The 26,026-nt window shown below is 70.5% G+C and carries 18 protein-coding genes; 5 read left to right on the top strand and 13 right to left on the bottom strand.

Annotated elements, in window-relative coordinates; all coding sequences use genetic code 11:
- Positions 1-37 precede the first annotated feature (37 nt).
- The 7 genes from ACIBVL_RS03895 to ACIBVL_RS03865 form a co-directional block, all read right to left on the bottom strand.
- Positions 38-2,953: a helix-turn-helix transcriptional regulator gene (locus ACIBVL_RS03895; RefSeq protein ID WP_399091236.1), complete on the bottom strand. Its 2,916-nt coding sequence runs from the start codon at positions 2,951-2,953 to the stop codon at positions 38-40.
- Between the two features lie 335 nt (positions 2,954-3,288).
- A complete protein-coding gene (locus ACIBVL_RS03890; protein WP_399091234.1) occupies positions 3,289-4,119 on the bottom strand; it encodes a hypothetical protein in 831 nt (276 codons plus the stop codon).
- 104 nt (positions 4,120-4,223) lie between these two features.
- Positions 4,224-7,025 (bottom strand): LamG-like jellyroll fold domain-containing protein, encoded by a 2,802-nt coding sequence (locus ACIBVL_RS03885; RefSeq protein WP_399091231.1) that lies wholly within the window; start codon positions 7,023-7,025, stop codon positions 4,224-4,226.
- A 138-nt stretch (positions 7,026-7,163) separates the two neighbouring features.
- A complete protein-coding gene (locus tag ACIBVL_RS03880) occupies positions 7,164-8,000 on the bottom strand; it encodes a carbohydrate ABC transporter permease (RefSeq protein WP_399091228.1) in 837 nt (278 codons plus the stop codon).
- Complete coding sequence (locus tag ACIBVL_RS03875; RefSeq protein ID WP_399091225.1) at positions 7,997-8,953, bottom strand: carbohydrate ABC transporter permease; 957 nt, start codon at positions 8,951-8,953, stop codon at positions 7,997-7,999. The genes ACIBVL_RS03880 and ACIBVL_RS03875 overlap by 4 nt, the downstream gene beginning before the upstream one ends.
- Positions 8,954-8,972: 19 nt before the next feature.
- Positions 8,973-10,268, bottom strand: a complete 1,296-nt coding sequence (locus ACIBVL_RS03870) for an ABC transporter substrate-binding protein (protein ID WP_399091222.1) — start codon at positions 10,266-10,268, stop codon at positions 8,973-8,975.
- A 110-nt stretch (positions 10,269-10,378) separates the two neighbouring features.
- Positions 10,379-11,317, bottom strand: coding sequence for a glycosyl hydrolase (locus tag ACIBVL_RS03865; protein ID WP_399091219.1), 939 nt, complete (start codon positions 11,315-11,317; stop codon positions 10,379-10,381).
- A 356-nt stretch (positions 11,318-11,673) separates the two neighbouring features.
- Here ACIBVL_RS03865 and ACIBVL_RS03860 point away from each other — a divergent pair, with 356 nt between their 5' ends.
- The 3 genes from ACIBVL_RS03860 to ACIBVL_RS03850 are packed head-to-tail and all read left to right on the top strand — an operon-like array spanning position 11,674 to position 14,798.
- Positions 11,674-12,717, top strand: coding sequence for a glycoside hydrolase family 43 protein (locus tag ACIBVL_RS03860; protein WP_399091217.1), 1,044 nt, complete (start codon positions 11,674-11,676; stop codon positions 12,715-12,717).
- Between the two features lie 9 nt (positions 12,718-12,726).
- Positions 12,727-13,767, top strand: coding sequence for a LacI family DNA-binding transcriptional regulator (locus tag ACIBVL_RS03855; protein WP_399091214.1), 1,041 nt, complete (start codon positions 12,727-12,729; stop codon positions 13,765-13,767).
- A gap of 2 nt (positions 13,768-13,769) precedes the next feature.
- Positions 13,770-14,798: a LacI family DNA-binding transcriptional regulator gene (locus ACIBVL_RS03850; protein ID WP_399092036.1), complete on the top strand. Its 1,029-nt coding sequence runs from the start codon at positions 13,770-13,772 to the stop codon at positions 14,796-14,798.
- Positions 14,799-14,911: 113 nt separating this feature from the next.
- On the opposite strand, the gene ACIBVL_RS03845 is transcribed toward ACIBVL_RS03850, so the two are convergent.
- Positions 14,912-15,733: a glycoside hydrolase family 32 protein gene (locus tag ACIBVL_RS03845; protein WP_399091212.1), complete on the bottom strand. Its 822-nt coding sequence runs from the start codon at positions 15,731-15,733 to the stop codon at positions 14,912-14,914.
- A gap of 385 nt (positions 15,734-16,118) precedes the next feature.
- On the bottom strand, positions 16,119-16,757 hold the full coding sequence (locus ACIBVL_RS03840; RefSeq protein WP_399091211.1) for a TetR/AcrR family transcriptional regulator: 639 nt from the start codon (positions 16,755-16,757) through the stop codon (positions 16,119-16,121).
- 140 nt (positions 16,758-16,897) lie between these two features.
- Between ACIBVL_RS03840 and ACIBVL_RS03835 the strand changes: the two genes are divergently transcribed.
- Positions 16,898-19,252: an MMPL family transporter gene (locus ACIBVL_RS03835; protein ID WP_399091208.1), complete on the top strand. Its 2,355-nt coding sequence runs from the start codon at positions 16,898-16,900 to the stop codon at positions 19,250-19,252.
- A gap of 275 nt (positions 19,253-19,527) precedes the next feature.
- Positions 19,528-21,012, top strand: a complete 1,485-nt coding sequence (locus tag ACIBVL_RS03830; protein ID WP_399091205.1) for a ricin-type beta-trefoil lectin domain protein — start codon at positions 19,528-19,530, stop codon at positions 21,010-21,012.
- 171 nt (positions 21,013-21,183) lie between these two features.
- Here ACIBVL_RS03830 and ACIBVL_RS03825 read toward each other — a convergent pair whose 3' ends face one another.
- The 4 genes from ACIBVL_RS03825 to ACIBVL_RS03810 are packed head-to-tail and all read right to left on the bottom strand — an operon-like array spanning position 21,184 to position 26,016.
- Positions 21,184-22,353 carry an esterase-like activity of phytase family protein gene (locus ACIBVL_RS03825; protein ID WP_399091202.1) on the bottom strand — a complete coding sequence of 390 codons (1,170 nt, stop codon included), beginning with the start codon at positions 22,351-22,353 and terminating at the stop codon, positions 21,184-21,186.
- Positions 22,350-23,306 carry an ABC transporter permease gene (locus tag ACIBVL_RS03820; RefSeq protein WP_399091199.1) on the bottom strand — a complete coding sequence of 319 codons (957 nt, stop codon included), beginning with the start codon at positions 23,304-23,306 and terminating at the stop codon, positions 22,350-22,352. The genes ACIBVL_RS03825 and ACIBVL_RS03820 overlap by 4 nt, the downstream gene beginning before the upstream one ends.
- Positions 23,306-24,439 carry an ABC transporter permease gene (locus tag ACIBVL_RS03815; protein ID WP_399091196.1) on the bottom strand — a complete coding sequence of 378 codons (1,134 nt, stop codon included), beginning with the start codon at positions 24,437-24,439 and terminating at the stop codon, positions 23,306-23,308. The genes ACIBVL_RS03820 and ACIBVL_RS03815 overlap by 1 nt, the downstream gene beginning before the upstream one ends.
- The gene (locus ACIBVL_RS03810) at positions 24,436-26,016 is read right to left on the bottom strand and encodes an ABC transporter ATP-binding protein (protein ID WP_399091193.1); all 1,581 of its coding nucleotides are present in this window, start codon (positions 26,014-26,016) and stop codon (positions 24,436-24,438) included. Before ACIBVL_RS03810 ends, ACIBVL_RS03815 begins: the two co-directional genes overlap by 4 nt.
- Positions 26,017-26,026 lie beyond the last annotated feature (10 nt).

Here is a 26,026-nt window from a genome sequence, read left to right as displayed (position 1 = left end):
AGGCCACCGGCCACCGCCGAGGGCACCCGGACCAGGCTCAGCCCTGCTCCGCGCGGCCGTCCCCGAAACGGCTCCCGGTGCGGCGGCGGGCCATCAGCGTGGCGAGGGCGGTACGCGAGGAGACCCCGGTCTTGCGGAACGTGCGGGAGACATGGGTCTCGACGGTCCGCCGGCTGACGTAGAGCCGGTCCGCGATGGCCTGGCTGGTGAGCCCCTGCGCCACCAGTTCGGCTATCTCCAGTTCCCGGGCGGTCAGGGTGGCCAGCCGCTCGGTGAGTTCGACGCGGTCCGGGGAACCGTACGGAGCCTCGGAGCCGCCACCGGGCGGACTGGTGGCGTCGGCGAGGCCGACCAGCATGCCGCTGCCGCCCGCCTCGGCGAGCCGGCGCCCCCTGAGCCAGGCGTGCCTGCCGCCCCGGCCGCGGCCCGCCGCCGCTTCCAGCGGGGCGCCGAGCAGCAGGGAGTGGGCCTCCCAGAAGACCGCGCCGCAGCGGGCGCTCTCCGCCGCTGCCTCCGCGAACAGGTCCGCCGCCGCAGCCGTGTCCCCCCGCGCCAGCGGCAGATGGGCGGTACTGCGCAGCGCGGATGCCCGCTGCATCGGCAGCCCCAGTTGTTCCGCCTCCTTTCGCGCCCGCTCGGCCCAGCCCCGGGCCTCCTCGGACCTGTCCGTCATCAGTGCGGACGTGACCAGGACCTCCAGGTAGAGCGGCCGCATCGAGGGCTGGATCCGCTGCAGTTCGGGGCCGCCCGCCTGGAGCATCGCGTCCCGGGCGCGGACCGGGGCGCCGGCCATGAGCGCGGCCCAGCCGAAGATGCACCAGGCCGTGGAGGCCCACCAGTCGACCCCCGTACCGGCCGCGGCCACCGCCTCCTCGGCGACGGCGAGAGGGCGCGGATCGTCCGGCGGGCAGGCGGCGACGAGTGCCGCGGCCCTGCTCGCCAGGGCGAGCGCGAGCAACTGGTCGCTGCCGATCCCACGGGCGATGTCCTCGGCCTGCTCGGCGAGTTCCAGCGCCGAGGAGATCCGGCAGGTCTGGACCCGGACATGGGACAGGCACAGCAGCAGATGCGGCACGACATAGAGCTGGCCGCTGCGCCGGGCGATGTCGAGGCCGCGCTCCGCGTGCCGCTCCGCGTCCGGGTAGTGCTCCAGGAAGGCCTCCGCCCAGCCGAGCCGGGCCAGTGGTTCGCACAGGGCGGTGAGGTCGTTGTCGGGCAGGGAGTCGACCAGGGCGGCGGCCTGCCGGGCGAGTCCGTGCGCCGCGGTCATGTTGCCCTCGTACGCCTCTCCCAGGGCGGCGACGGCGAGGACCCCCGCCTCCCCGACCTCGTCCCCCGTGGACCGGGCCGCCGCGAGAGCCGCCTCGACCTCGGTGCGCACCTCGGCGTACGAGGTGTCGCTGTCCTGGGGCGCGGCCGAGCCGAGTTCCAGGCCGAGCCGGACGACGTCGGCCGGTGCCGGGCGGCGGGCCAGCTCGCGGCGCAACAGGGCGACGGCCTCGGTGCAGCGCCCCAGATGGCGCTCCACCAGCGCGCACAGGACGACCGCGCGCACTCTGAGGCTTTGGTCCTCGCCGGTGGTCGGGCCACGGGGTGACCGCCGCGGGGTGGCGATCAGCTCCTGGAGCAGGTCGCGGCTCTCGCGCAGGCCACCGCACGCGGCCAGGGCGCGGGCCCGCCGCAGGAGCAACTCCCGGCGCCGGGCGGCATGTTCGGGTGTGTGCGGAAGATGGCGGAGTGCCACATCGAGCCAGTGGGCGCAGCTCGCCGGGGCCGTTCGGGCGGTTCGTGCGGCGGCCTCGTCGAGCACGGCCACGGCTGCCGGGTCCCAGGCGGTCAGCGACTGTTCCACATGGTGGGCCCGCTCGGCGGCGGAGGCCCCTGCGCGAGCCAGTTCCTGCGCGGCGAGCCGGTGGATCTCGACGCGCCTGAGGAAGGGCGTGCTCTCGTGGACGAGGGTTCGCACGACCGGATGCCGCAGGGTCAGCAGACCCTGCGGGGCGGAGCGCAGCAGGTCGCGGCGGGTGAGAGCGTGGACGTCAGCGGTGAAGGCCGTGCCGGAACGGCCGGTCACCCGGCTTACCATCGCCGGGGTGGCGTGCTCGCCCAGTACCGCCACGGCCTCGACGATGCCACGCCGGGAGGGGGCGAGCACGGTCAGTTCGTCCAGCAGCAGGGTGCCGAGCCCAGGCGGTGCCGTGGACTCGGGCGGCGTACCCGCGCGGTGGGCCTGAAGGAGGGTCAGGAAGTAGAACGGGTTGCCCTCGCTCGCGGCGTACAGCGCGGCGGTCTCGGCGGGTGGCAGGCCGGGGCCGGCCAGTTCGGCGCAGTCGCGTGCGCTCAGCGGCATCAGGCCGAGTCTGACCACCGTGCCGGTGTCGAGCCCTCGGGTGAGCCTGGCGGCGAGGGACTCGGGACTCTGGCGGTCACGGCGTGTCACGGCCAGGACGACGGGGGCGTGCACGGGATGGCGTACGAGATGGTCCAGCAGCTCCAGTGACGCCGGGTCCGCCCAGTGCAGGTCGTCGAGGGCCAGCAGCAGCCCGGACGGGGCGGCGAGCCGGGCGAGCAGGACGGCCGTGGACCGGTGCAGTCCGAAACGGTCGACCGCTCCGCTCCGCTGCAGGAGGGGCGCCACCGCCTCACTCTCCTGGAAGCTGTCCAGGGCGTGCGGGTCGAGGTGAGCGAGCGCGTCGGTGAACACCTGGAACGGCACCTGCCGCTCGTACTCCGTGGCTCTGCCGCGCAGTACCGTCATTCCGCGTCGGCGCGCCCGGGCGCAGACCTCGCCGAGCAGCCGACTCTTGCCGATGCCGGCCTCACCGGTGATGTCGACGAGCCGGGAAGGGCCGCTGGCACGGAACTCCTCGCCCTTCGCCGTGCCGCGCGCCTCGCCTGCCGCACGGTCGAGCAGCGCGTCGAACCGGGCCAGTTCGACGGAGCGGCCCAGCAACGGAGCCCCGTTCCCGCCGTCCCCAACTACCCCGTCCGCTCCCACCGTTGCTCCCTAGTCTTTACATTCCCCTCACGCATCATTCTCTCCTGGTGATCGTCGTAACCGCTGCGTCGGCGAATCGGAACGGACGGATCTCACAGGGCGGGCCGCCGGTCCGGGGGAGACGCCCTGGGGACGCAGTGGCGGATCGTGCGCCGAAACCCGGACATCGTCGGCATGTGCGCCGGCGTCCGTGCGCTCCGGCTCCGCCGCCGGGAGCTGAGTGCGGTCACTGGGCCGGCGGGTTCCTGACCCTGGTCCAGGGCGGAACGCTGCGGCAGGAGTTCGCGAAATCAGGTGACCGGGACGGCGTCGAACACCCTGTGATGCACGCGGACGTGAGCCGATCCCGCGAGGTGCTCGATCAACGCCCGGTAGCGGGCCAGGACGTACGCCTGGCGGACCTCCTCCTGTGCCGTGGCGAACGACTGGTGCGGGAAGTCGCCGCGATGGGCGGTGAAGTAGGACCTGAGGGCGCTGTCCGACGTGGTGATGGCCCGCGTGTCGGTGAGCCGGTCCCGGAGGGCGGCGGCGAGGTTGCTCAGGACGTAGGTGAAGTAGTTCGACTCGGTGTACTGCACCGGGCCGTAGATGACCTGGTGGGCGGCGACGGCCTTTCGGCGGCGCGCGTTCTCCGTCCGCCAGTTGCGCAGGAAGGCGTCGTACCCGGAATCCGCCACGAGACCTTGGCGGTGGGCGAGGTCCAGCTCGACGGCGGCCCTGGTGACGTCGGAGAGCGCCCGCTCGCGGAGGTAGGCGGCGGGTGTCTGGCCGTCGTGCTCGGTGGTCCAGAAGCGAGGGCCGTCTTCGGCTCCGAACTTCTGCCGGAAGTGGGTGAAGGTGGCCGCTCTCTCCTGAGCGAGGTAGAGGGCGAGCTCCCGTACCGGAATGTCCTGACCGTCGATCGTGGCCACCACGGCCGTGGCCGGTGGCGCCGGTGGAGTCGGCGGCCGGCTTTGTCGCATGCCGGGCAGCAGGACCGCTGCGGTGACGGCCGCCGCCGCCACCAGCGCGGTAACGGGTATCGGCCAGAGCGGCACGCTACGGCGTGGGCCACCGCGGCTGCCGCGCGGACGGTCTTGCGCCGGTGTCCGGTACCGGTGCCGGTGCGTCGACGTGCTCATCGCCGACTCCTCTCTCGTGGGGCCGTCCGAAGGGGCGACGGGTGCCCGGCCCGGAACACGTGCTTCCATGCCCGGGTGGGCACCCGTCCCGTCCCGCCGCTGGTTCAGCCGGCGGCGAGCGTCTGGATCTCAGCGGTGGTGAGAACCCGGTTGTAGAAGTGGACGTCGTCGATCTGGCCGTTGGTGAAGTCCACCGGTCCCTGGTTGTAGGTGCCTGCGCCGATCAGGGTCGCGCCGTTCGCCTTCCAGGGGGAGGTGAACGACGTGCTGCCCTGGAGGGTGCCGTTGACGTACAGCGAGATCGTCTGTGCGCTGCTGTCGTACGCGCCGAGGACGTGGTACCAGGTGCCCGTCGTCGCCGCGGAGCCGGCCGTCACCGTCGTGGCCGCGGACGCGTTCGCGTCGGAGGCCCGGGTGACGAAGGTGAACTTGCCTCCTGACAGTTGCAGGTAGAACGGGCTGACCTTGCCGCCGACGAGGCTGGCGAAGGTCTGGTTGTTGCCGCTGACGGAGTTGAGTTTCACCCAGGCGCCGACCGTGTAGCTCTGGCTCGTGTCGATCACCGAGGAAGGGACGACCGCCATGGTCACGGCGGTGCCGTCGAAGCTGAGCGAGTCGCTGCCGATCTTGCCGCTGCCCGCCCAGGTGGCGTTGCCCTCGGTGTAGCCGTCGTCGGTGTTGCCGAGCAGGTTGGTGACGGTCTGGCCGCTGCCCTCGTCGAGCTGGTAGTAGCCGGCGGCGCCGGTTCCGAGGGCGTACGCCTCGCGGGCGGTGATCGCCCGGGGGATCATGCGTACGTCGTCGACGGCCCCGTTGACGAAGTCGACGTTGGCGCCGTTCCACTTCGCCCGGCCGATCGTGGTGTGGCCGGTGGCCTTCCACGGTGAGGAGAACGCCGTGGTGCCCTGGAGCTGGCCGTTGACGTACAGCGCGATGGTGTGGGCGCTGTTGTCGTACACACCGGTCAGGTGGTACCAGGTGCCGGTGGTGGGGCTGCCGCCGGTGACCTGCTTGTACGTGGCGCCGGTCGAGTCGGAGCCGCGGACGGTGAAGGCGAAGGTGCCGTTCGACAGCTGCAGGTAGAAGGGGCTGATGTTCGAGCCGTCGATGCTCGCGTAGGTCTGGTTGCCGGTGAGGCTGTTCGGCTTCACCCAGGAGGAGACCGTGTAGCTGCCGCTGGTGTCGAGGGCGGTGGTGGGGACGTCCAGCCAGGAGTTGCTCGCGCCGGTCAGGCTGATGGCGCCCGCGCCCACCTTGCCGGTCGTCCAGGAAGCCCCTGCCTGCAGCGTGCCGTTGTTGGCTCCGCCGGTCAGGTCGGCGGTGGCGGTGCCGGAGCCCTCCTCGAGCGGCCAGTACGCGCCCGCGTGGGCCGTGGGTCCGGAGACGGCCGGGCCGTTGTAGGCGCCGATGTTGGGCGCGGCGGTGGCGGAGACGGAGTTGCCGAAGTAGTCCTGGCCGCCGTTGCCGGAGACGACCGCGCCCGCGCCGAGGGCGGGCGAGCCGCTGCGCAGTTTGTAGACCGCGGCGGAGGACCGGCCCGTTCCGCCGGCGCCCGGGTTCACGAACAGCGGATCGGCGGTGATCTTCGCGGAGTCGGCCGGTTCGCTGCTCGGATGGTTGCCGTAGAACAGGTTGTGGGTCCAGGTCGTTCTGGTGGTGGAGTAGCCGCCGGTTCCCAGCTTGTAGATGATGTTGTTCGAGAAGGTGACCGTGCTGTTCGGGGTGCCGCCGGTCACGCCGCCGTTGTCGCCCTCGCCCATGTAGATCGTGTTGTTGTACACCTGGGCGGTGGTGCTGCTGTCGACGCCGCCCATGCCGGGGAAGACCGCGTTGGACGCTCCGTCGTTCTGGCTGATGTTGTAGCGGATCACCGAGGACTTGGCGCCGAAGCCGCTGCGGCAGCACCACTCCGTGAAGCCGAACGGGTTGTCGTGGCTCCAGTTGTACTGGATGACGGTGCCGGTGTTGTTGTTGTCGATGTCGAAGGCCTGGCCGTCGACGAAGTTGCGGTACTGGCGGGAGACCTCGTTGTTCTGGAACACCGCGTTGGTGGTCCACCCGTTCCACAGGCCTGCGCCGGAGTAGCGGTAGCCGTTGTTCGTGGCGACGTTGTTCTGGATGACCGGTGAGGCGCAGAAGACGCAGACGATGTCGTTGCCGCCCATGTCGGTGAGCGTGTTGCCGTCGATGACGACGTTGGTGGTGTTGATGTCGTGGTTCAGGCCGACGAGCGAGCCGATGTAGATGCCGCCGGCGTCGTCGTGCGTCAGCGTGTTGTTGCTGATCCGGACGTCGTCCCAGCCGCTGGTGGTGTTGTTGTCGGTGACGTCGAAGGCGATGCCGGAGGACTGGCTCGGCTGGACGGGGTTCTGGACGTTCGCCCAGTAGCCCTTCACGTCGTGGATGTTGTTGTTCAGGATGTGGATTCCGGCGAGGATGCCGGTGGTGTCGTTCTCCAGCTGGATGCCGCTGCGCAGCGCCGCGCTGGAGGCCGGATTGGTGATCTCCAGGTTCTGGATCGTCCAGTACTGCTGGTCCTTGAGGTAGATGGTGGCCGCGGCGCCCCCTCCGTTGAGGATGGGAGCGGCACCGGATCCGTAACTGGCGATCACGATCGGGTTCCCGGAGGCGCCGGATCCCTGGGGCTGGAGTTCGCCGGTCCAGGAACCGCCGGCCTGGAACAGGATCTGGTCGCCGGCCGTGAACGTCGTCGCGTTGACGTTCGCGAGCGTCTTCCACGGGGTGCTGGTGCCGCATCCGTCGTTGCTGTCGCTGCCGGACGACGACGAGATGTAGTACGTGGTGCAGGTCGCCGCGTGGGCGGCCGTGCTGGGGATGATCACCAGTCCCAGCGTGGCTGCCGCGCTGCCCAGGGCCGCCATGAGGCGGCGTGGCCATCTTCGCATTGCGTTCCTCTTCGAACGGAGCGGATGAGTGAGGTGGAGCAGACCCGTGCGCACGCCGTGCCGGGCGATACGGGGAGGAGGGCGCGCCGAACGCAGTGGTCGATCTGAGGGGGGCGGTCAGCTGGGCAAGGGCGGGGTTCAGCCCTTGACGGCGCCGCTGAGCAGGCCGGACATGATGTGCCGCTGGACCGCGACGAAAAAGACCACCATGGGGACCAGGGCCATGACGCTGAGGGTCAGGAAGGCCGGCCAGTCGACCTGGAACTGCCCGACCGAGGTGTAGACCTCCAGCACGATCGTGCTCTTGCCCGGGTCACTGAGGTACACGTTGGGGGTGTAGAAGTCGTTCCAGATCCACATCGTCTGGAACACCGCGACGGTGGCCAGGATGGGCCGGATCAGCGGCAGCACGATCCGCCAGAAGATCTGCCAGGGACCGCAGCCGTCCAGCCGGGCGGCTTCGATGACCTCGAACGGCAGGGTGGCCATATAGCCCTGGATCACGAACCAGCAGAAGATCGATCCGGCGCTGTAGACCAGGACGAGGCCGTTCAGGCTGTTGACCAGGCCCAGTTTGACGAAGATCTGGTAGACGGGGATGAGCGTGGACTGGGTGGGTACGACGAACGCGAGCAGCAGGAGCCTGCCGAAACGCCGGTTGAACCTGGTGGGGCGGATCGTCAGGGCGTAGGCGGCCATGGCGCCGATCAGCACCATGAGGGCGACCGAGAACACCGTGACGTAGAGGGTGTTCGCGAAGGCCGCCGCGACGGGGACCTGGTCCATGACCCGGCGGTAGGTGGAGAAGTCCGGCGAGGTCGGCAGTGCCAGCGGTGAACCGGTGGTCTGCGCCTGCGTCTTGAGGGTGTTGACGAGGACGTAGTAGAAGGGCAGCGCCATCACCGCGGAGAGGGGCAGCATGTAGGCGCTGGTGAGCCAGCCCCGAGTGCGCGGCCGGGAGAGGATCGCCGTCACCGGAACCTCCTTTCCAGCCTGCGGGTCACGGAGAGTTGCAGGGACAGCACCGCTGCGACGGCGATCAGGAAGATGACACCCAGTGCGGCGCCGAGTCCGTAGTCGCCCTCGGCGATGCCGCGTTGTACGAGTACCTGGGTGATGGTGTAGGTGTCGTAGCCGGGCCCGCCGCGGGTGAGGGTGAACGGCAGGTCGTACACCCTGAGGCCGTTGATGAGCAGTAGGAACTGGCTGACCGTCATGGCCGGCGCGAGCAGCGGCAGGGTGATGCGGAAGAACTGCTGGCGCGGTGTGGCTCCGTCGATGGTGGCGGCCTCGTAGTAGTCCCGGGGGACGGACTGCAGGTAGGCGAGGTAGAGGACGGCGTGCCAGCCGGTCTGCGCCCAGACCCCGACCACGATCACCGAGACCTTGGCCAGGGTGTTGTCCGACAGCCACGGCACCGGGCCGACTCCGAAGAGGCTGCCCAGTACGGAGTTGATCACCCCGGAGGACAGTGGCGACAGGACGAACGTCCACACCAGGCCGAGGATCGCCATGCTGGGCACGGCGGGGAAGAAGAACGCCGCACGGACCAGACTCCGGCCGGGGAAGCGGCGGTTGAGGATCACCGCGAGCGGGATGGCCAGGACGGTCACGATCAGGGTGGTCGCCACCGCGTACAGCAGGGTGAAGCCCAGGCCCGTCAGCACCGAGGGATCGGTGAAGATCTGCCGGTAGTTCCGCAGCCCGACCAGGTGCCGGGTCGGTGAGGAACCGCTGTAGTCGGTGAAGCTGTAGTACACCGACTCGGCGAGCGGCACCAGGAACAGCACCACCAGCACGGCGGCGATCGGCACCAGGAACGCCTGCGTGGTCAGCTGCTCGCGCAGCCGGCGGCGGGCGGGGCGGGCGCCGCCGGGGGCGGCGCCGGCGCGTGTCCGAGTGGGGCGGTCGGAGGTCTGGATTGCCATGAGGGCTGTCGCTTCCCGCTTACTTCGCGTCGAGCTGCTTGAGCTTCTTGTCCAGCGCGGCGGGGATGTCCTTGGGCTTGACCGACCCCTGGACCATCTGCTGCATCTGGGTGTTGAACTCCTGGATGAGCTCGTTGGAGTGACGTGGCCAGGCGACGACGGGAAGGTAGATCTTGCCGGAGCGGGCGCCGAGGGCCTGGTTGGTGATGCTTTCGGCGAAGCTCGGCGTGAAGTTGCTGGTGGTGGTGATCGCCCCGCTGGACTTGCCGTACGCCTGCACGGCGTCGGGGCTCGCCAGGAACTGGAGGAACTTCAGGGCGGCCTCGGGGTTCTTGGCCTTGGCGTTGATCGCGTAGCCCGGGCTGGCGGCACCGGTCCAGTAGCTGTTGCCCGGGGTGATGCCGGGGATGGCCTCCGTCTGGAAGGAGAGGTGGGGGGCGCTCTTCTGGACCGCGGGCACGTTCCAGGTGCCGGCGCCGAACATGGCCACCCGTCCGTTGGCGAACTCGCTGACCACCTGGTCGCTGGTCAGGCCCAGCACGGCCTTGGGCGTCAGTTTCTCGGTGTACAGCTTGCAGTAGGCGACCAGCGGTTCGGTCCAGGTGTCGGCGAAGGTGGTCTTGCCCGCGAAGATGTCGGCGTCCGGGAACGCGCCCTGGCCGGCGAAGTACCCGCCGAGCAGGCCCCACAGCGCCATGAAGTTGCCGTCGTGCGCGGCGTCGTAGTAGGGGGTGATCCCCTTGTCCTTGAGCTTGCCGCACAGCTGAAGGAAGCCGGCCCAGCTGTCCGGCAGCCTGTCCGCCCCGGCCTTGGCGAGCAGCTCCTTGTTGTACATGATCCCGCCGGCCCAGGAGGAGATCGACAGTCCGTACACCTTGCCGTCGACCGTCATGAAGTCCTTGTTGGCGGAGTTCATGGGCTCCAGGAACTTCTGGCCGGTCAGGTCCTTCAGGAAGCCGCCGCCGACCAGCTGCTTGTCCTCGGCCGTGAGGATGAAGACATCGGCGCCGGTGTGGGCCTGCAGACGGGTCTGCAGGGTGGAGACGTACTGCGGCACCGGTGGGGCGTAGGAGAAGGAGACGGAGGTGCCGGTCTGCTTGGTGAACAGGTCCAGCACCGGCTTCATGATCGTCTGCGTGTCCCAGGAGAAGAAGGACACGGAGCCCTTGCCGCCTCCGCCGCTCGCCGCGGTGCTGGTGGAGCAGGCGGCGGCACCCAGCGCGGTGCCGCCCAGGACGGCGGCCATGAGGCTGCCCTGCACGAAGCGTCGTCTGCTGAGCTGGGGGGCGCCGTTGTCGGTGTGGTCGATGGACATGGTGGTTCCTCTCGGGGAGCGCGCGGGGCGGGGTGACGGTGTGGTGTGCTCGGGTGTGGCGGTACGGGTGTCAGGGCCGGGCGGGGTGCCAGGGACGGTGTCCGGAGGCGTCAGGGCCGGGGCAGGGCGTGGAACGGGACGGCGTCACGCTCGAGCAGCAGCCGGTCGCCGTCGGCGGTGAGCCGGGCCAGCTGCACCACGGAGCGGCGCTGCGCCGGTCCGTCGCTGTCCGGAGACTGGGGGTCCCGGTCGGGGTGGGTGAAGTAGAAGATCCAGGCCGCGTCGGGTCCCGCGACGACGTCGGCGTGGTGTCCGACGCCCTGGTCGTCCGCACGGGTGCCGGATCCGTCGAGGATGCGGCCGGCCGGGGTCCAGTCCTCCAGGTCGGTGGAGCGGAACACGTCCTGGCCGTCCCAGCAGTCCACGATCATCCAGTAGCGGCCGTCCAGGGCGAAGACGTTGGGCCCCTCGTGCGGCCGGTGTTCCAGTACCGGGCCCCGTACCCGCCAGTCGTACAGGTCGGTTGAGTCCGCGGCCCAGGTGTGCGAGCCGTGGGCCTCGTCCTTGTACCACATGCGCCAGCCCGAGCCGTCGGGCAGCGGGTGGACGCAGGCGTCGATGACCTGTCGTGAGCTGAGCGCCACCGGTCCGGCGTGGACCCAGTGCCACAGGTCGCCGCTGGTGTAGTGCAGGATCCGCCGGTCGTGCCCCTCCCAGCGGTCCGGCACACCGCGGATGTAGCTGACGTACATGTGGAACACCCCGTCGGGCGCCCGGACGATCTCGGGGGCCCAGAAGGTGTTGGTGCCGGGCTCGAACGGGAGGCTGTCCAGCACACCGCGGTAGAGCCAGTCGCGGCCGTCCGTGCTGGTCGCGACGCCGATCGCGGTGCCGTGCACCCAGGCGACGCCGGGCGCGGACACGTCGGAGCGACGCTGTGTGTAGAACATCCACCACTGCCGGCCGTCGTACTGCACGACGGGATCGGTCGGGCCCGCGTGGACGGGGTCCTCGTACAGGGGCGCCGGGACGGGGACAAGGGAGGCCATGACGACCTTCTTCTGCCGGCGACAGCCGGCTTCGTCGGGAGGACAAGCCGAACGAACCGGATGAACCGGGTGTTACGGCTGGGTGAAGCGGGATCAGAATGTCCGCCAGGTACATCGTCGTCAACCCTCTCCGGTCGGTCCTTTTCCAGACCGACATCAAATGGCACCCCCGAACATCCCTGGCGCGTTCGTGATCTCTGCAGGTCACAGCCGCCCGCTTCGTCGTATCCTCCAGTCCCGGGTCATGCCGCAATGAGGTCTGTCGTGCGTCACCGGACTGCCCGCCCTTTGACAACGATGAACCTCCGATGCGAAGCTCGCCCCACCCCACCCCCGCAGCCGAGGAGACAGGCTCCGTGCCTCAGAGCGCCCACCGCGACCACCAAGCCACGGGTACGGCACAGCCGGCCCTCGGTGCGGGGCCCGAACGGCCCGCCGGCTACCTCTTCGCCTACTTCGCCGGCGAACACCGCCCCGACGGCGAGCGGATCCGCTTCGCGCTCTGCGACACCCCCCGCATGGACCGCTGGACGGAACTCACCGGTATTCCCCCGCTCGCCCCGGCGGACGGAGGCGCCCGGGACCCGTTCCTGGTGCGGGCCGCGGACGGCAGCGGGTTCCATCTGCTCGCCACCGACCTGCGTATCCACGGCGGCGCGGGCTGGGAACAGGCGATCGCGCACGGCAGCCGCGACCTGCTGGTGTGGAGCTCGGCCGACCTGCGCGGCTGGGACGGGCCGCACCGGGTCGAGGTCATGCCGGAGCAGGCCGGGTGCGTCTGGGCGCCCGAGGCCGTCCACGACCCGGTCCGGGAGGAGTACCTGGTGTTCTGGGCCTCCACCGTCTACCCGGACGACGACCCGGGGCACGAGAGCCCGTCGTACCAGCGCATGTACTGCGCGGCCACCAAGGATTTCCGCACTTTCGGCGCACCACGTGTGTGGGTCGACAAGGGTTATCCCGTCATCGACTCCACGGTCGTGGAGCATGACGGCTGGTTCTACCGGTTCACGAAGGACGAGAGGCTGCCCGGCACGGCGGATGCCCCGGATGCCAAGTTCGTCTTCGTGGAGCGTTCCCGGGATCTGACCGCCCCGGACTACGAGCCCGTCGCGCAGGGCGTGGGCCGCGGCGCCGAAGGGCTGCCGGGGCTGGCGCACGCCGAGGGGCCGATCGTGCTTCCGGCCCCCGACGGGCGGGGCTGGCTGCTCCTGCTGGACGAGTTCCTCGGCCGCGGCTACGTGCCCTTCCGGGCCGACCGCCTGGACAGTTCCGTGTGGCTTCCCGCGGCCGACCCGGAGTTCTGCGTACTGCCTCCGGGGCTCCGCCACGGGTCGGTGCTGCCGCTCACCGAGGCCGAGTGCGCGGGGCTGCGCGGTCCCGCCCCGGCCAGAGTCTAGGGTTCGGTCATGTCCACGATGCATGACGTGGCCAAGCGGGCCGGGGTGTCACTGAAGACGGTCTCCCGTGTGGTCAACGGCGAGCCCAACGTCAGCGAACAGACCCGGCGAAAGGTCCACGCCGCCATAGCGGAGCTGGACTTCCGGCCCAACTCGGTCGCCCGCAACCTGCGCACCGGCCGGATCGACCTCGTCGGACTCGCCCTGCCCCACCTGTCCCAGCCCTACTTCTCCTCGCTCGCCGAAGAGATCATGCGGGAGGCGGAACGCCATGGGCTCACGGTGCTGATCGAACTCACCGAAGGAGACGCCGAGGCCGAACTCGCCCTGGTCCGGGAGCACGGTCCGCACCTGGGCGGGCTGCTGATGTACCCGGTGGGGTTGTCGGACGCACAGGCCCTGACCGTGGCACGGACCGTGCCGACGGTGTTCGTCTCCGAACGTGCCTACGACGCGCCCGTCGACCGGGTCGCGATGGCCAACCAGGAAGGCGTCCGGGCCCTCGTCGGGCACATGGTGTCGCTGGGATACACCCGGATCGCGGCTCTGGGTGCCGACCACACCGGCCGGCCCGAGCGGGCGGCCGCCCACCTGCGCCTGGAGGGCTACCGGGACGGGCTGCGCGACGCCGGCCTGCCCTACGTCCCCGACCTGGTCCTCGAAGTGGGAACCCCCCACTGGAACCGCCAGGAGGGAGCCACGGGCATGCGCCGGCTGATCGAAGGAGGCATCCCCTTCGACGCCGTGGTCGCCTTCGCGGACGCCCTGGCGCTCGGTGCCCTGCACGCCCTGCAGGAAGCGGGGGTGAGGGTCCCGGCCGAGGTGGCCGTCGCCGGGTTCGACGACACGGACGACGCCCGGTACGCCCACCCGTCGCTCACCTCCATCGCCCCCGGCAGGGCCCAGATCGCACGGGAAGCCCTGGCCCTGCTGAACGACCGCATGAACGGTACGGTCGAGCGGGATTCCGCACGGCTGGTCGTCGCCGACCACCAACTGACCGTCCGTGAATCGACTCTGGGAGGGATGGCCGCATGGGGCGGAGCGTGACCATGCGTACCGTGGCCGAAAAGGCGGGCGTGTCGACGAAGACGGTCTCCAACGTCATCAACGGCACCGGCTCCTTCAGCCCGGAGACGGAACGACGCGTCCGTGCGGCCGTCGAGGAACTCGGCTACCGGATAAACCCCTTCGCCCGCGGCCTGCGCTCACAGCGCACCGGCACCATCGCGCTGATCCTCCCGAACGTCTACCAGCCGTTCAACGCGGAGCTGGCCGAACAGGTCATCCGGGCTCCGGAGACCCAGGGACTGAAAGTGGTCGTCGAGACCACGCGCGGAGACGCCGAGCGTGAACGAGCCGTCCTGTCCACGTCGCACAAGGAACTCGTGGACGGGGTCATCTACGTACCGCAGGCCCTCACGGCCGCGGAGTACCTGCCCCTGCCCCTCACCCAGCCCACCGTCGTCCTCGGCGAGCGCCCCGCTCAGGCGGCCGGGATGCATCTGGACTACGTCGAGATCGCCGACGAGCAGGGCACGCACGCGGCCGTCAGCCACCTGCTCGCCCAGGGCCGACGCCGCATCGCGGCCCTGTGCGAACAGGCGGAGCCACGCGCCGGCGGTCGACGTCTGCGCGGTTACCGCAGAGCTCTCGAAGACGCCTCAGTCGCCTACGACGACTCGCTGGTGATCGGCGTGGACGACGCCGACCTGTGGTCCTCCGGCGCCGGTGCGGTGGCCCGTCTGCTGCGCACCCGCGTCCGCTTCGACGCCTTGTTCTGCTACAACGACGTGGTCGCCATCGGTGCGCTGTCGGTCCTGGCCCGAAGCGGCGTCTCCGTCCCGGACGACGTGGCCCTGGCGGGCTTCGACGACATCGAGGCGGCCCGCTTCGCCTCACCGCCCCTGACCACCGTCGACCCGCAGCGCGGGACGATCGCCCGCACAGCGGTGTCGCTCCTGCGCTCCCGGATGGACCTGGAGGACTTTCGGGATCTCCCCGGCCGCTGCGAGAGCGCCGGGTTCGTCCTGCGTGTGCGCCGGTCGTCCTCGGCCGCCTCAGGCCTCTCCGGTGCCTGAGCGGACAGGTGCCGTTTCGCCGGCGCGGTCGTTGACGCCCTACGCCCCTCCGGGCGGGGCCGACGTACGCCGTGAGCCGCTCCTGGCCGTCCGGCGCACGGACCTCGGGCTCGTCACGGCCAGAGGGACTTCAGTTGCCAGGCCTGCATGTGGTCGAGGGTGGCGGTGCCGCCTTCTGCGAAGGCGTCGATGCCGGTGCTGGTGGGGTCGGGGAAGACCTGGTCGGTGAGGACCACCTGTTCGCCGCGCGTGTTCTGGGCGTAGACCTCGACGGAGGAGGCGTCGACGAGCACGTGCAGGGTCAGTTGACCGCCGTGCAGATCGAGGGGAGCGCGCTGGACACCGGAGAAGGTGGGGTCGAAGTCGGTGGCGCCGGAGTCGGTGCGATCGATGTAGACCTCGCCGGTGGCGGTGTCGTAGCCGACGCGGGTGCGCTGCCCGCCGCCGGTACGGACGTCCAGGCCGAAGCGGTCGGCGGTGCCGGCGGTGAGGTCGGCCTGGAGTTCCTGGCTGCTGCCGTGCACCGCGAGGGGGGTGGTGGTGTTCGCGATCCGTGTGCTGGGCAGCCGGGTGGCGGCGCCGCGCAGGGCGGTCAGTTCGCGGACCGGCTGCTGGATCAGCTGGACCTTGCCGTTCACGGTCCGCAGGGAGAGCTGGCGGGGGAAGGAGTCGGCGCTGCGCCACGGGCTGGTGGGGATGGCCTGCCCGTAGTTCCAGTTGTTCATCCAGGCGATCATGACGCGGCGGCCGCCGGGCGCGTCGGTCCACGTGTTGGCGGCGTAGAAGTCCGCGCCGTAGTCGAGCCAGTGGGCGCGCTGGGTGGTGTTCAGGGCGGGCCTGTCCGCGGCGGTGAACTGGTCGGCGAGGACGTGTCCCCAGCCGCCGGGGTTGGCGTCCACGATCTGGATCTGGGCCTTCTTGCCCTTGTAGGCCATGGTGTTGAAGGAGGCCCAGTCGAGGTTCTCGGAGTCGGCGCCGGTGGCGCTCCGGACGACCTTGCCGTCGACGAGCAGGTTGACGCCGGTCTCGATGGAGGGGGGCCGCCCCGCCCGGGACGGATGCGGTCGCGGGCGGGGCGGCGGAGAACGGCCGGGCGATTGTCGGACGGCAGCTTGTCAGCGCATGGTCATTCGCAGTGGCCGCTACTGGGGCACGTGTACGGCGCGTCCCGTCTGTGCCGCCCGCGAGCGCGGCCGTTGTGGGACCCGGCCACGTCCGCCGCCGTCACGCCCGCGTCCATGGCCGGCCCGGCGCGGGGCCGCGTCGCCGTGCCCCAGGCGGAGCAGGCGTACGCGGTGTCGTGGGCGGGCGGCTGCGGGATCAGGTGCGTGCGACGTTGCTGACCGCGGTGCGCAGATCGCCCTCTTCAACTCGCAGCGGGGGCAGGGGGGTTGCGTTGGCGGGGTTGAGCGAGTCGAAGAGCAGGGCGATGAAGCGGGCGCGCAGGGAGGGTGCCGTGCCCGGCAGTGCGAGGCCGGCGACGGCCATCACGAGGAAGCGCGGAATGTCTTCGGCGGTGAGGTCGGGGCGGATCTCGCCTTCCTGTTGCGCGCGCAGCAGGAGGGGGTGGAGGGAGTCGCTGAGGCGTTGGAGGGCGTCCACGGCGACGTCGGTGAAGTTGCCGGCGAAGGTGACCAGTCCCTGTTCCTGAGCGATCAGGCCGAGCAGATGTGTGGCGATGTCCTGGAGGGACTGGCGCGGGTGGGGTGCGTCGGCGGCACCGTCGATCAGGGGGAGCAGGTCGGTTTCGAGGATGTCGTCGAGGACGGCCCGGACGATGGCTTCCCGGTTGGGGAAGTGGCGATAGAGGGTGGCGATGCCCACGCCGGCCTCGGCCGCGATCTGTTCCAGGGAGGCTTCGCCCGTGCGCAGCACGGTTCGTCCGGCGGCGGTGATGCGCTCCACGCTGGAGCGTGCGTCGACCCTGCGCCGGGGGGCGCGGTCTTTCGTGGTCGCCATGTGCGGCTCCTCTCTGCTCCGGCCGGCTCCGGAGAAGGCTATCCGCACCTTGGATGATAGTTCCCTATCGGTTTGATAGTACCCTCTCACTTCGTGTGCGGTGCGGCCCCGTTGTGGGCGCGTGGAGAGGGGAGAGAACTGTGTCCGTCCTGTTCTACCGGCTGGGAAGGTTTGCCTACGGCAAACCCTGGTACGTCATCGCGGGCTGGCTGGCCGTGGTGGCGGCCGTCGTGGCGCTGCTCGCGACCAGCCCCGTCAAGCTCAGCAACGAGGTGCGCATCGACGGCACCCCGTCCCAGAAGGTCATCGACGATCTGGCCACATCCTTGCCGGAAGCGTCCGGGGGCCAGGGCATGTTGGTCTTCAAGGCCCCGGACGGTGCCCGGATCGACGACGTGGGCGTTCGGACCGCCCTGTCGGCGGCAGTGGACGCCGTCTATGGCCACGACCACGTCATCGACGCCAGGAAGGTCCTGGCCCGGGAAGTCGCCAAGGGGGAGAACAGCCCACTGTTGCGGGCCCAGGCGGCGGTGGCTCGGGCTGCCGGACAGTCGTCCTCCGGCAAGACCCCCGTACCTTTCCAGGCGGACGGTCAGCCGGTGGCGGGAGTCACCGTCTCGGCCGACGGCTCGACGGCGCTGATGCAGTTCCAGTTCGACGAGCAGGCATACGAGCTTCCCTCCGGGACGATCGACAGCATCGTCGAGGCCGCCGAAGGCGAGTCCGCACCCGGCGGCCTCGAGGTCCTGCCGTCGGCGAGCATGATGGAGATCCCCGAGGTCGTCGGTGTCGGGGAGATCGTCGGCGTCGTCGTCGCGGCCGTCGTCCTGCTGATCACTTTGGGATCGGTCGTGGCGGCGGGGCTGCCCCTGGTCATCGCCCTGGTCGGCGTCACGGTGGGGGTGGGCGGCGCCTTCACCCTCTCCACCGTCTTCGAGATCCACTCGCTCACCGCGGTACTGGCCCTGATGCTGGGACTGGCCGTGGGCATCGACTACGCCCTGTTCATCGTCAACCGGCAGCGTCGGCTGATCCTGGACGACGGCCTGGACGCGCACGAAGCGGCCGGCCGCGCCATCGGCACCGCCGGAAGCGCGGTCTTCTTCGCCGGCAGCACCGTCGTCATCGCCCTGATGGGGCTCCTGGTCGTCGGGATCACTCTGCTCAGCACCATGGCCGTCGTCGCCGCCGCCACGATCGCGATTTCCGTCATGCTCGCCCTGACGCTGCTCCCGGCGCTGTTGGGTCTGGTCAAGGAACGCATCTGCTCGAGCCGGACCCGGAACACGGCGCGGCAGCGCAAAGCCGTCGCCGCGCCCGCGCGGGCAACCCGCTGGGGAGCGCGCCTGGTCCGCCACAAGTACCCCGCTCTCGCGGCCGCGTTCCTGGTTCCCGCGATACTGGCGGTGCCTGCCGCCGACATGAAGCTGGGCCTGCCCTCCGGGGCCAGCTACAACAGCGGCACCCCGCAGCGCCACAGCTACGAGCTGGTCAGCGACGCCTATGGGCCCGGCTACAACGGCCCGCTCCTGGTCGCCGTCAGCCCCACCACAAACGAACACCCCCTCACTCCCGCGACGCTTGCCGCGGTCACCTCCGACCTGAAGGACATCAAGGGCGCGACCGCGGTCTCACTGGCAGGGATGAACAGCACCGGCACCACGGCCATCCTCAGCCTCGTTCCCAGCAGTGGCCCGAATGACGACGCGACCAAGGATCTCGTCACCGCCGTACGGAACAAGAGCCCGCAGATCAGCGACACCCATGGTGCCGCCATCGGCATCACCGGCTTCACCGCCCTCGCGATCGACATCTCCGACCGGCTCGCCGACGTCCTGCCCCTCTACGTGGCAACCGTGCTCCTGCTCTCCCTGATCGTCCTCCTCCTGGTCTTCCGCTCCTTCATGGTCCCGGTGATGGCCACCCTCGGCTTCCTGTTGAGCATCGCCGCCACCTTCGGCCTCACCACGGCCGTTTTCCAGTGGGGCTGGCTGCAGGACCTGATCGGACTCGACGCCACCGCTCCCGTCGTGAGCCTGCTGCCCATCATCATCACCGGCATCCTCTACGGGCTCGCCATGGACTACCAGATGTTCCTGGTCACCTCCATGCGCGAAGCGCACGTCCACGGCGCCACCCCGCGGGACGCCACCATCGCCGGTTTCGCTCGTGCCAGCTCCGTCGTCGTCGCGGCGGCCACCATCATGGTCTCCGTCTTCGCCGGATTCATCTTCAACGCCCAGCCCATGATCAAGCAGGCCGGCTTCGCTCTGGCCGCGGGCATCCTCATCGACGCCTTCGTCATCCGCATGACACTCATCCCGGCCACCATGGCACTCGCGCAGGAGAAAGCCTGGTGGATCCCCTCCTGGCTGGACCGCCTGCTCCCCGACCTCGATGTCGAGGGCGACAAGCTCGCGCAGAGGATCCCGTTGCCCCACCCCGCGACTCCCCGGTCGCAGGGCACGGCCCAGAAGACGGAATCCGTCAACTGATCGGCTGCCGTGGGGCGGGGCGGTCGATCGGCGAGGGTGTGCCCGATGGACCGCTCCGGCTCCGGTCAAGGGGGCCGCGCCGTATTCGGAACCGTCATGCGTCTTGTCACCCGCGTGGGCGCTGTGCCAATGTCCGCCATGGTTACGTAAACATGGCCGGTTCAGGCGGGTCCAAGTCTGTACCCGGACCCAGGTTTCATCAGGTTCATCAGTGCCTCGGCTCAGGTGACGAACCCGTACTCCGCCCTCCGCGATTCCCTGTCACTGGAGACGACATGACCAAGACCCCTACGAGGTCCAGAAGACCGGCCACTCTGCTCATGGCCGGCCTCGGTGCGACACTCATGTTCCTGAGCGCCCCCGCTCCCGCCCTCGCCCAGTCGGCCGCCGACACGTCAGCCGCCGCGCAGGCGTCGGTGAACACCACGTCGAAGGGCGGTACCAGTGACTTCCGCGGAGTGAACTGGGCCGACCCGCGCGACAACTACGCCAGTGACGCCGTGGTGCCGAGCGGGCTGTCGGTGACCGACACCTACCGCACGGTGTACCGCACCACGGACAAGATGGTGCGCGGCTTCAAGAAGAACCTGGGCGCCAACACGCTACGACTGCCGATCAACCCGGCCAGCGTGGGCACCACCTGGTGGAAGTCGTACCGGGCGACGATCGACGCGGCCACGGCCTATGGCGACAAGGTCATCGTCAGCTACTGGGAGGCCGACTCCAGCAAGGACGGCCTGGTGGACGACCCGGCCGCCTGGAAGAAGATGTGGAACACCGTGGTGCGGGAGTACAAGCACAACCCACGGGTCTACTTCGAGCCCATGAACGAGCCGCACGGCTACACCCTGGACCAGTGGGTGTCCGTCACCAGCGGCTGGCTGGCCCAGCACAAGGACGTCCCGCGCGGCCGTGTCGTGATCAGCGGTACCGGCTACAACGACAACGTCACCGGTGTCGGCGCGGCACGTGCCCTGCGGGGAACGCTGCTGTCGCTGCACTTCTACGGCTTCTGGGCCAGTCACACCCAGCAGTCCGAATGGGTCGCCGACCTCGAGGCCCGCCTCGGCACGTACGCCGGCCGCACCATCATCGACGAGGCCGGCGCCCCGATGACCATCGGCCTGAACTACGGCGCGTGGAACGGCAACATCTACACCTCGTACCTCGCGGCCGTGGCCAATACCGCCCGTAGCAAGGGGATGGGACTGGTGTACTGGCCGGGCCTGCGCTTCGGCGACGCCTACTCGATCGAGTCGCTCGACGCCAAGGGCAACCTCGTGGACAACAGCGCCACCGGAGTCGCGCTGCTGCGCTGGGGTTACGGCTTCGGCAAGACCCCGCCGGTCAACAACCTGCCGCCCGCGCCTCCCGGCGAGGTCCTGCGCGGAGTGGGCTCGGGCCGCTGCGTCGACGTGCCCGGCTTCAGCACGGTCAACGGCACCCAGCTCGACCTCTGGGACTGCAACGCCGGCGGCAACCAGTCCTGGAACTGGGACACGGACAAGCAGCTCACCGTCTACGGCAACAAGTGCATGACGGTGGGAGGCACCGGAGCCACGGCGGGAGACCCCGTGGTCATCACCGACTGCACCGGCGCGGCGGCACAGCAGTGGAACGTGAACGCGGACCTCTCCGTGACCAGCGTCGCGAACCCGGCGCTCTGCCTGGACGCGGCCGGAGCGGGCACCGGCAACGGCACGTCGGTCGACGTCTGGTACTGCAACGGCGGCAGCAACCAGCAGTGGACCAGGAGCTGACGCCGGCACCTGGGTGCCCCGGCCACTGACGGCGCCGTCGCGCTTCGCCCTACGGGCGAGGCCGACGGCGCCAGGTCAGAGCGGAAAGGCCCCGTAACCGGTCACGCGGCGCGTCATCGTGTCCGCGGACGTGGACGAGGCCGGCACCGTCGCGAACCGGGGACCGACACCTCAGATCCCGTGGGCCGCGAAGGCGATGAACTGGGTCACCTGGCGTGCGGCGAAGTTGTCGTCGGAGACCAGGACGACGGTGCGGCGGCCGTCGGGGAGGCGGGGGCCGAGGGTGATGCCCTCGACGTTGTCGACCCGGGGCAGCCCGGCCACGTCGGACAGGTCGGTCACGAGCGTCTTGCGGACCGGCCGGACGGGCCGCGCGGACGGGTCGGTGAGGGAGTCGCGGCCGAGGACGTCGGTGGCACCGTGGAGGTCGACCAGGTAGATGCGGGCCTTCCAGTTGTTGTCGCTGTAGATCGAGGCGCGCTCCAGGAGCAGGAAGCGGTCGTGGCCGAGGGCCACGATGTCGCTGACGCCGTTGGTGTCGGTGCTGCCCGCGGGGGGCGCGGCGAACAGTGGTTCCAGGGGGTAGGCGTACTGGGCCAGCGGCTGTCCGGTGCGTGCGTCGTGGACGGTGATCCGGGTGAGTGCGCCATGCCCGGGGGTGGGGTCGTCGCCGTCCTGGTAGAGGGGGTCCTCCATGGCTGTGACGATCCGCCGCCCGTCCGGGGTGAAGGTGACTCCTTCGAGGGTCTGGTTCTTGCGGGGGCCGAAGTCCTGCGAATCCATGTGCAGTTGAGGGGGCAGCGGGAGCTGTCCGGTGTGGGCGCCGTTCGTGGTGGCGCGGCGGATCCAGGGGTCGCCGAGGAGGGCCGGGCCGTCGGACGGGACGATGCGTTCGCCCTCGCTCGTCCAGGCCAGGTCGCCGTCGCGCGGGTCGACGGCGATGCCCTCCGGGTCGGGTGCGACCGTGGAGGTGGCGGTCGACGTGGGCGGGAAGACGGTGCCGTCCGGGCGAAGCCAGGGGTGGGTGCCGGTGAGTTCGACGCCCTTGAGGGCGCCGTCGGCGAAGTCGACGTGAGCGGTGTAGAAGCGGGCGGGGCCGGTCTGCGACCGGTCGTCGCTGATCACGTAGTACGTGCCGGTCCTCGCGTCGTAGCTGATGGCGGACAGCCCGCCGACGGTGGTGCCCTGGAAGGTCACGGCGTTCGGTAGTTCCCGCTCGCCGAGGAAGTCCAGCCGTATTCCGTTGTCCTGAGCGGCGGCCGGGGTGCCGACGAGGGCGGGGAGCGCGGCGAGCACGACGGCGGTGGCGATGGCGCGGGCGCGGACGGCGCGGATGCTCATGGGGTCTCCAAGGTGGGCAGGCCGGGCGGTGATGCGGGAGCGGTGCGGGACGTGCGACGGCGGCGCCAGGCGAAGAACGCGAGGGTCAGCAGGGTGAAGCCGTACGGGATCGCGGAGACCAGCTGGGACGGGACGGCGAGGTTGCCGAGCTGGACGGCGAGGGCCTCGGCGGCGCCGAAGCCGAGGGCGGCGAGGAAGACGCCCCAGGGGCGGAGCGCACCGAGGAAGACGGCGGCCAGAGCGATATAGCCGCGGCCGGCGGTCATGCCGGTGACGAAGAAGGACACGGCGCCCATGCTCAGGAACACTCCGGCCGCCCCGGCCAGTGCGCCGCTGAGCGCGAGTGCGCGGAACTGGACCCGGTGCACGTGGATGCCGACCGAGCGGGCCGCCTCGGGGTGCTCGCCGACCGCGCGCAGATGGAAGCCGAACCGCGCCCGGTACAGCAGCCAGGAGACCGTGGGAGCGGCGGCGAGGGCGGCCCAGGTCAGCACGTTCTGCCCGCTGAGCACCGAGCCGAGACCGGGAACGTCCTCGATCAGGGGCAGACGGACCGAGGGCAGCGCCCCGCTGTGCAGTCGGCTGGTCCCGCCCTTGTCGCCGAGGAGGGCGTACACGGTGTACGCGGTCGCGCCCGCCGCCAGGAGGTTGAGGCCGATGCCCGCGATGATGGCGTCCGCGCCGAGGTACAGGTGCAGCACGCCGAGCAGCAGGGCCAGGAGCGCGCCCGCGGCGATCCCGCAGGCGGCCCCGGCCCACACCGAGCCGCTGTACCCGGCGACCAGCGCGCCCGTGCAGGCGGCGGTCAGCATCGAGCCCTCCAGGGCGATGTTGGGCACTCCGGCCCGCTCGGCCAGCAGACCACCGAGGGCGGCGAGGACGTACGGCGTGGACACCCCGAGGATCGCCGCGAGGAATCCGGCGCTGAGCACGACGTCGAGGACGGGGCCCATCAGCGGGCCTCCCTTCGGGCGAGGTACCGCTTGACGAGTTCGGGCAGCGCCCGGGCGGTCACGAGCAGCACGATGACCGCCTGGATGATGGTCACGGCCTCGGAGCCGACGTCGGTCTGCTGCTCCATCACATCGCCGCCGACGCGCAGGTACGAGTAGAGGAGCGCGGCGGCGACCACGCCGACCGGGTTGTTGCGGCCCAGCAGGGCGACGACGATGCCCTCGAAGGCCAGGCCGCCGGCCATGTCGGGCTGGAGCCCGCCGTAGATTCCGAGGGCGAGGTGCGCCCCGGCCAGTCCGGCCAGCGCGCCCCCGATGACGAAGCTCCACTCGATGGTGCGCGGTACGTCGATGCCGCCGTACCGGGCGAAGTCCGGGTTGGAGCCGGTGATCCGGATGCGGTAGCCGAGCGGTGTCCTGGCGAGCAGGAGCCAGACGGCCGCGGCCACCGCGAGCATGCCGAAGAGGCCGATGTTCGCCTGGTCCAGGGGGACGCCGAAGAAGTCCGAGAGCAGCGGCAGCGCCGAGTCGGGCCGCACCGGGGCGGACTGCACGGCGCTGCTGTCGGGCGCCTTGATGCGGTCGGTGAGGAGATAGTCGAAGACCCGCACGACGACGGCGTTCACCATCAGGGTGGCCACGATCTCGTTGGCGCCCAGGCGGGCCTTCATCACCCCCGGGACCGCGCCCAGCGCGCCGCCGGCGAGCGCGGCGACGCCGAGCGGCACCAGGACGGCGGCGACGGGCGGCAGGTGAAGGTTGATCGCCACCAGGGCGCTCGCCAGGGCGCCGGCGTACACCTGACCCTCCGCGCCGAGGCTGATCTGCCGGGCCCGGAAGGGAATCGAGACGGACAGTCCGAGCAGCGCCAGGGTGGTGGCGTCGGCGAGCCAGCGGCCGATCCGGGGAGTGCGCTCCAGCGGGCCGGTGAGCAGGGCGTTCAGTGCGCCGGTGGCGTCCTTGCCGGTGGCCAGGACCACCAGGAGGGCGATGAGGACGGCGACGGCGACGGTCAGCACCGTCATCGTCAGCTCGACGGCCGCCGTACGCCGCCGGGTGGCCAGGAACTCCCGGCGTCCCCGCGTCTCGGGCCGCCCCCGCTGTTCCGCTTCGGGTTCAAGGGTCGAGGTCATCGGACACCTGCCGTGATCCGCTCGTCCGGATGCCGCTCCACACCGAGCATGTACAGGCCGGTGGCCTCCTCGGTGAGCCCGGCCGGGTCGTCGAAGCGGGCGACGAGACGACCGTCCTTGATCACCAGCAACCGGTCGGAGAGCGCGAGCAGTTCACCGAGGTCGGCGGAGACCAGCAGCACCGCCGCGCCCGCGTCCCGGGCCTCGACGAGCCGCTCGTACATGAAGTGCATGGCGCCGATGTCGACGCCCCGGGTCAGCTGCGCGGCGAGCAGGAGACGAGGGCGGGCGGACAGTTCACGGGCGACGACGACCTTCTGCAGATTGCCGCCGGACAGCGCACCGGCCGTCGCGTCGGGATGCGGGGCGCGGATCGCGTAACGGCCGATCAGATCCTCGGCCAGCTCGCGTATGCGGTGGGTGCGCAGGATGCCGCGGCGGGCGACGGGGGGCCGGTCGTGGCGGTCGACGATCAGGTTGTCGGCGATGGAGCTGTCCAGGGCCGCCCCGTTGGACAGCCGGTCCTCGGGTACGTGGGCGACGCCGGCCCGGCGGTGGCCCGCCGCGTCGAGATGGGTGACATCGGCGTCGTCCACGGTCACCGATCCGGCGGTGGGGCGGCGCAGTCCCGCGAGCAGTTCGACGAGTTCGGTCTGGCCGTTGCCCTCGACGCCCGCGAGGCCGACGATCTCACCGGCCGCGATGTCGAGGGACACGCCGTGCACCGACGGGCCGTAGAGCCCCCGCACCCGCAGGACTCCCGCTCCGGGCCGCGCCGGAGGTTTGCCCACGTCGAGGGACATGTCCCGGCCGACCATCATGGACGCGAGCCGCGCGGGCGTCGCCTCCTCGGTGCGTACGGTCGCGATCACCGAACCGGCGCGCATGACGGTGACGCGATCGCTGATCTCCCGCACCTCCTTGAGCTTGTGCGAGATGAACAGCACGGTCATGCCCGAGTCGCGCAGCCTGCGGACCGCGGTGAACAGGTCGGTGGTCTCCTGCGGGGTGAGTACGGCGGTCGGCTCGTCGAGGATCAGGACACGGGCGCCGCGGTGAAGGGCCTTGAGGATCTCGGCGCGCTGGCGCATCCCCACGGACACCTGATCGACCCTGGCCGCCGGGTCGACGGCGAGCCCCGCCTCCTCCGCCAGTGCGGCGGTGCGTTCGGCGGCGGCCACGCGGTCGACGCGGCCCGGTCGGCCCGGCTCGACGCCGAGGACGACGTTCTCGGCGATCGTGAACGACGGCACCAGCATGAGGTTCTGGTGGACCATTCCCACACCGAGGGCGATGGCGTCCTGCGGGCTGGAGAACCTGACCCGCCTGCCATGGACGCTGACATGCCCGGCCGACGGCTGTTCGAGTCCGTACAGCAGCTTCATCAGAGTGGACTTGCCGGCGCCGTTCTGCCCGACGATGGCCCTGATCTCGCCGGCGGGCACCGACAGGTCGACGTCGCTCACGGCGCGGGTGCCGTTGGGGTAGGTCTTGCCCAGCCCCGTGGCCGCCAGGGCGGGCGGGGCGTGTTCCGCGGCCTTGTGCACGGTCGCGTCGGTTTCCTCGATGGGTTCCACCAGTGATCCT

This window comes from Streptomyces sp. NPDC049687 (genome assembly GCF_044465285.1).
GTDB lineage: Bacteria > Actinomycetota > Actinomycetes > Streptomycetales > Streptomycetaceae > Streptomyces.
Note: the sequence above shows the minus strand (reverse complement) of the source record. Positions and strands in the feature narration are given on the sequence as shown.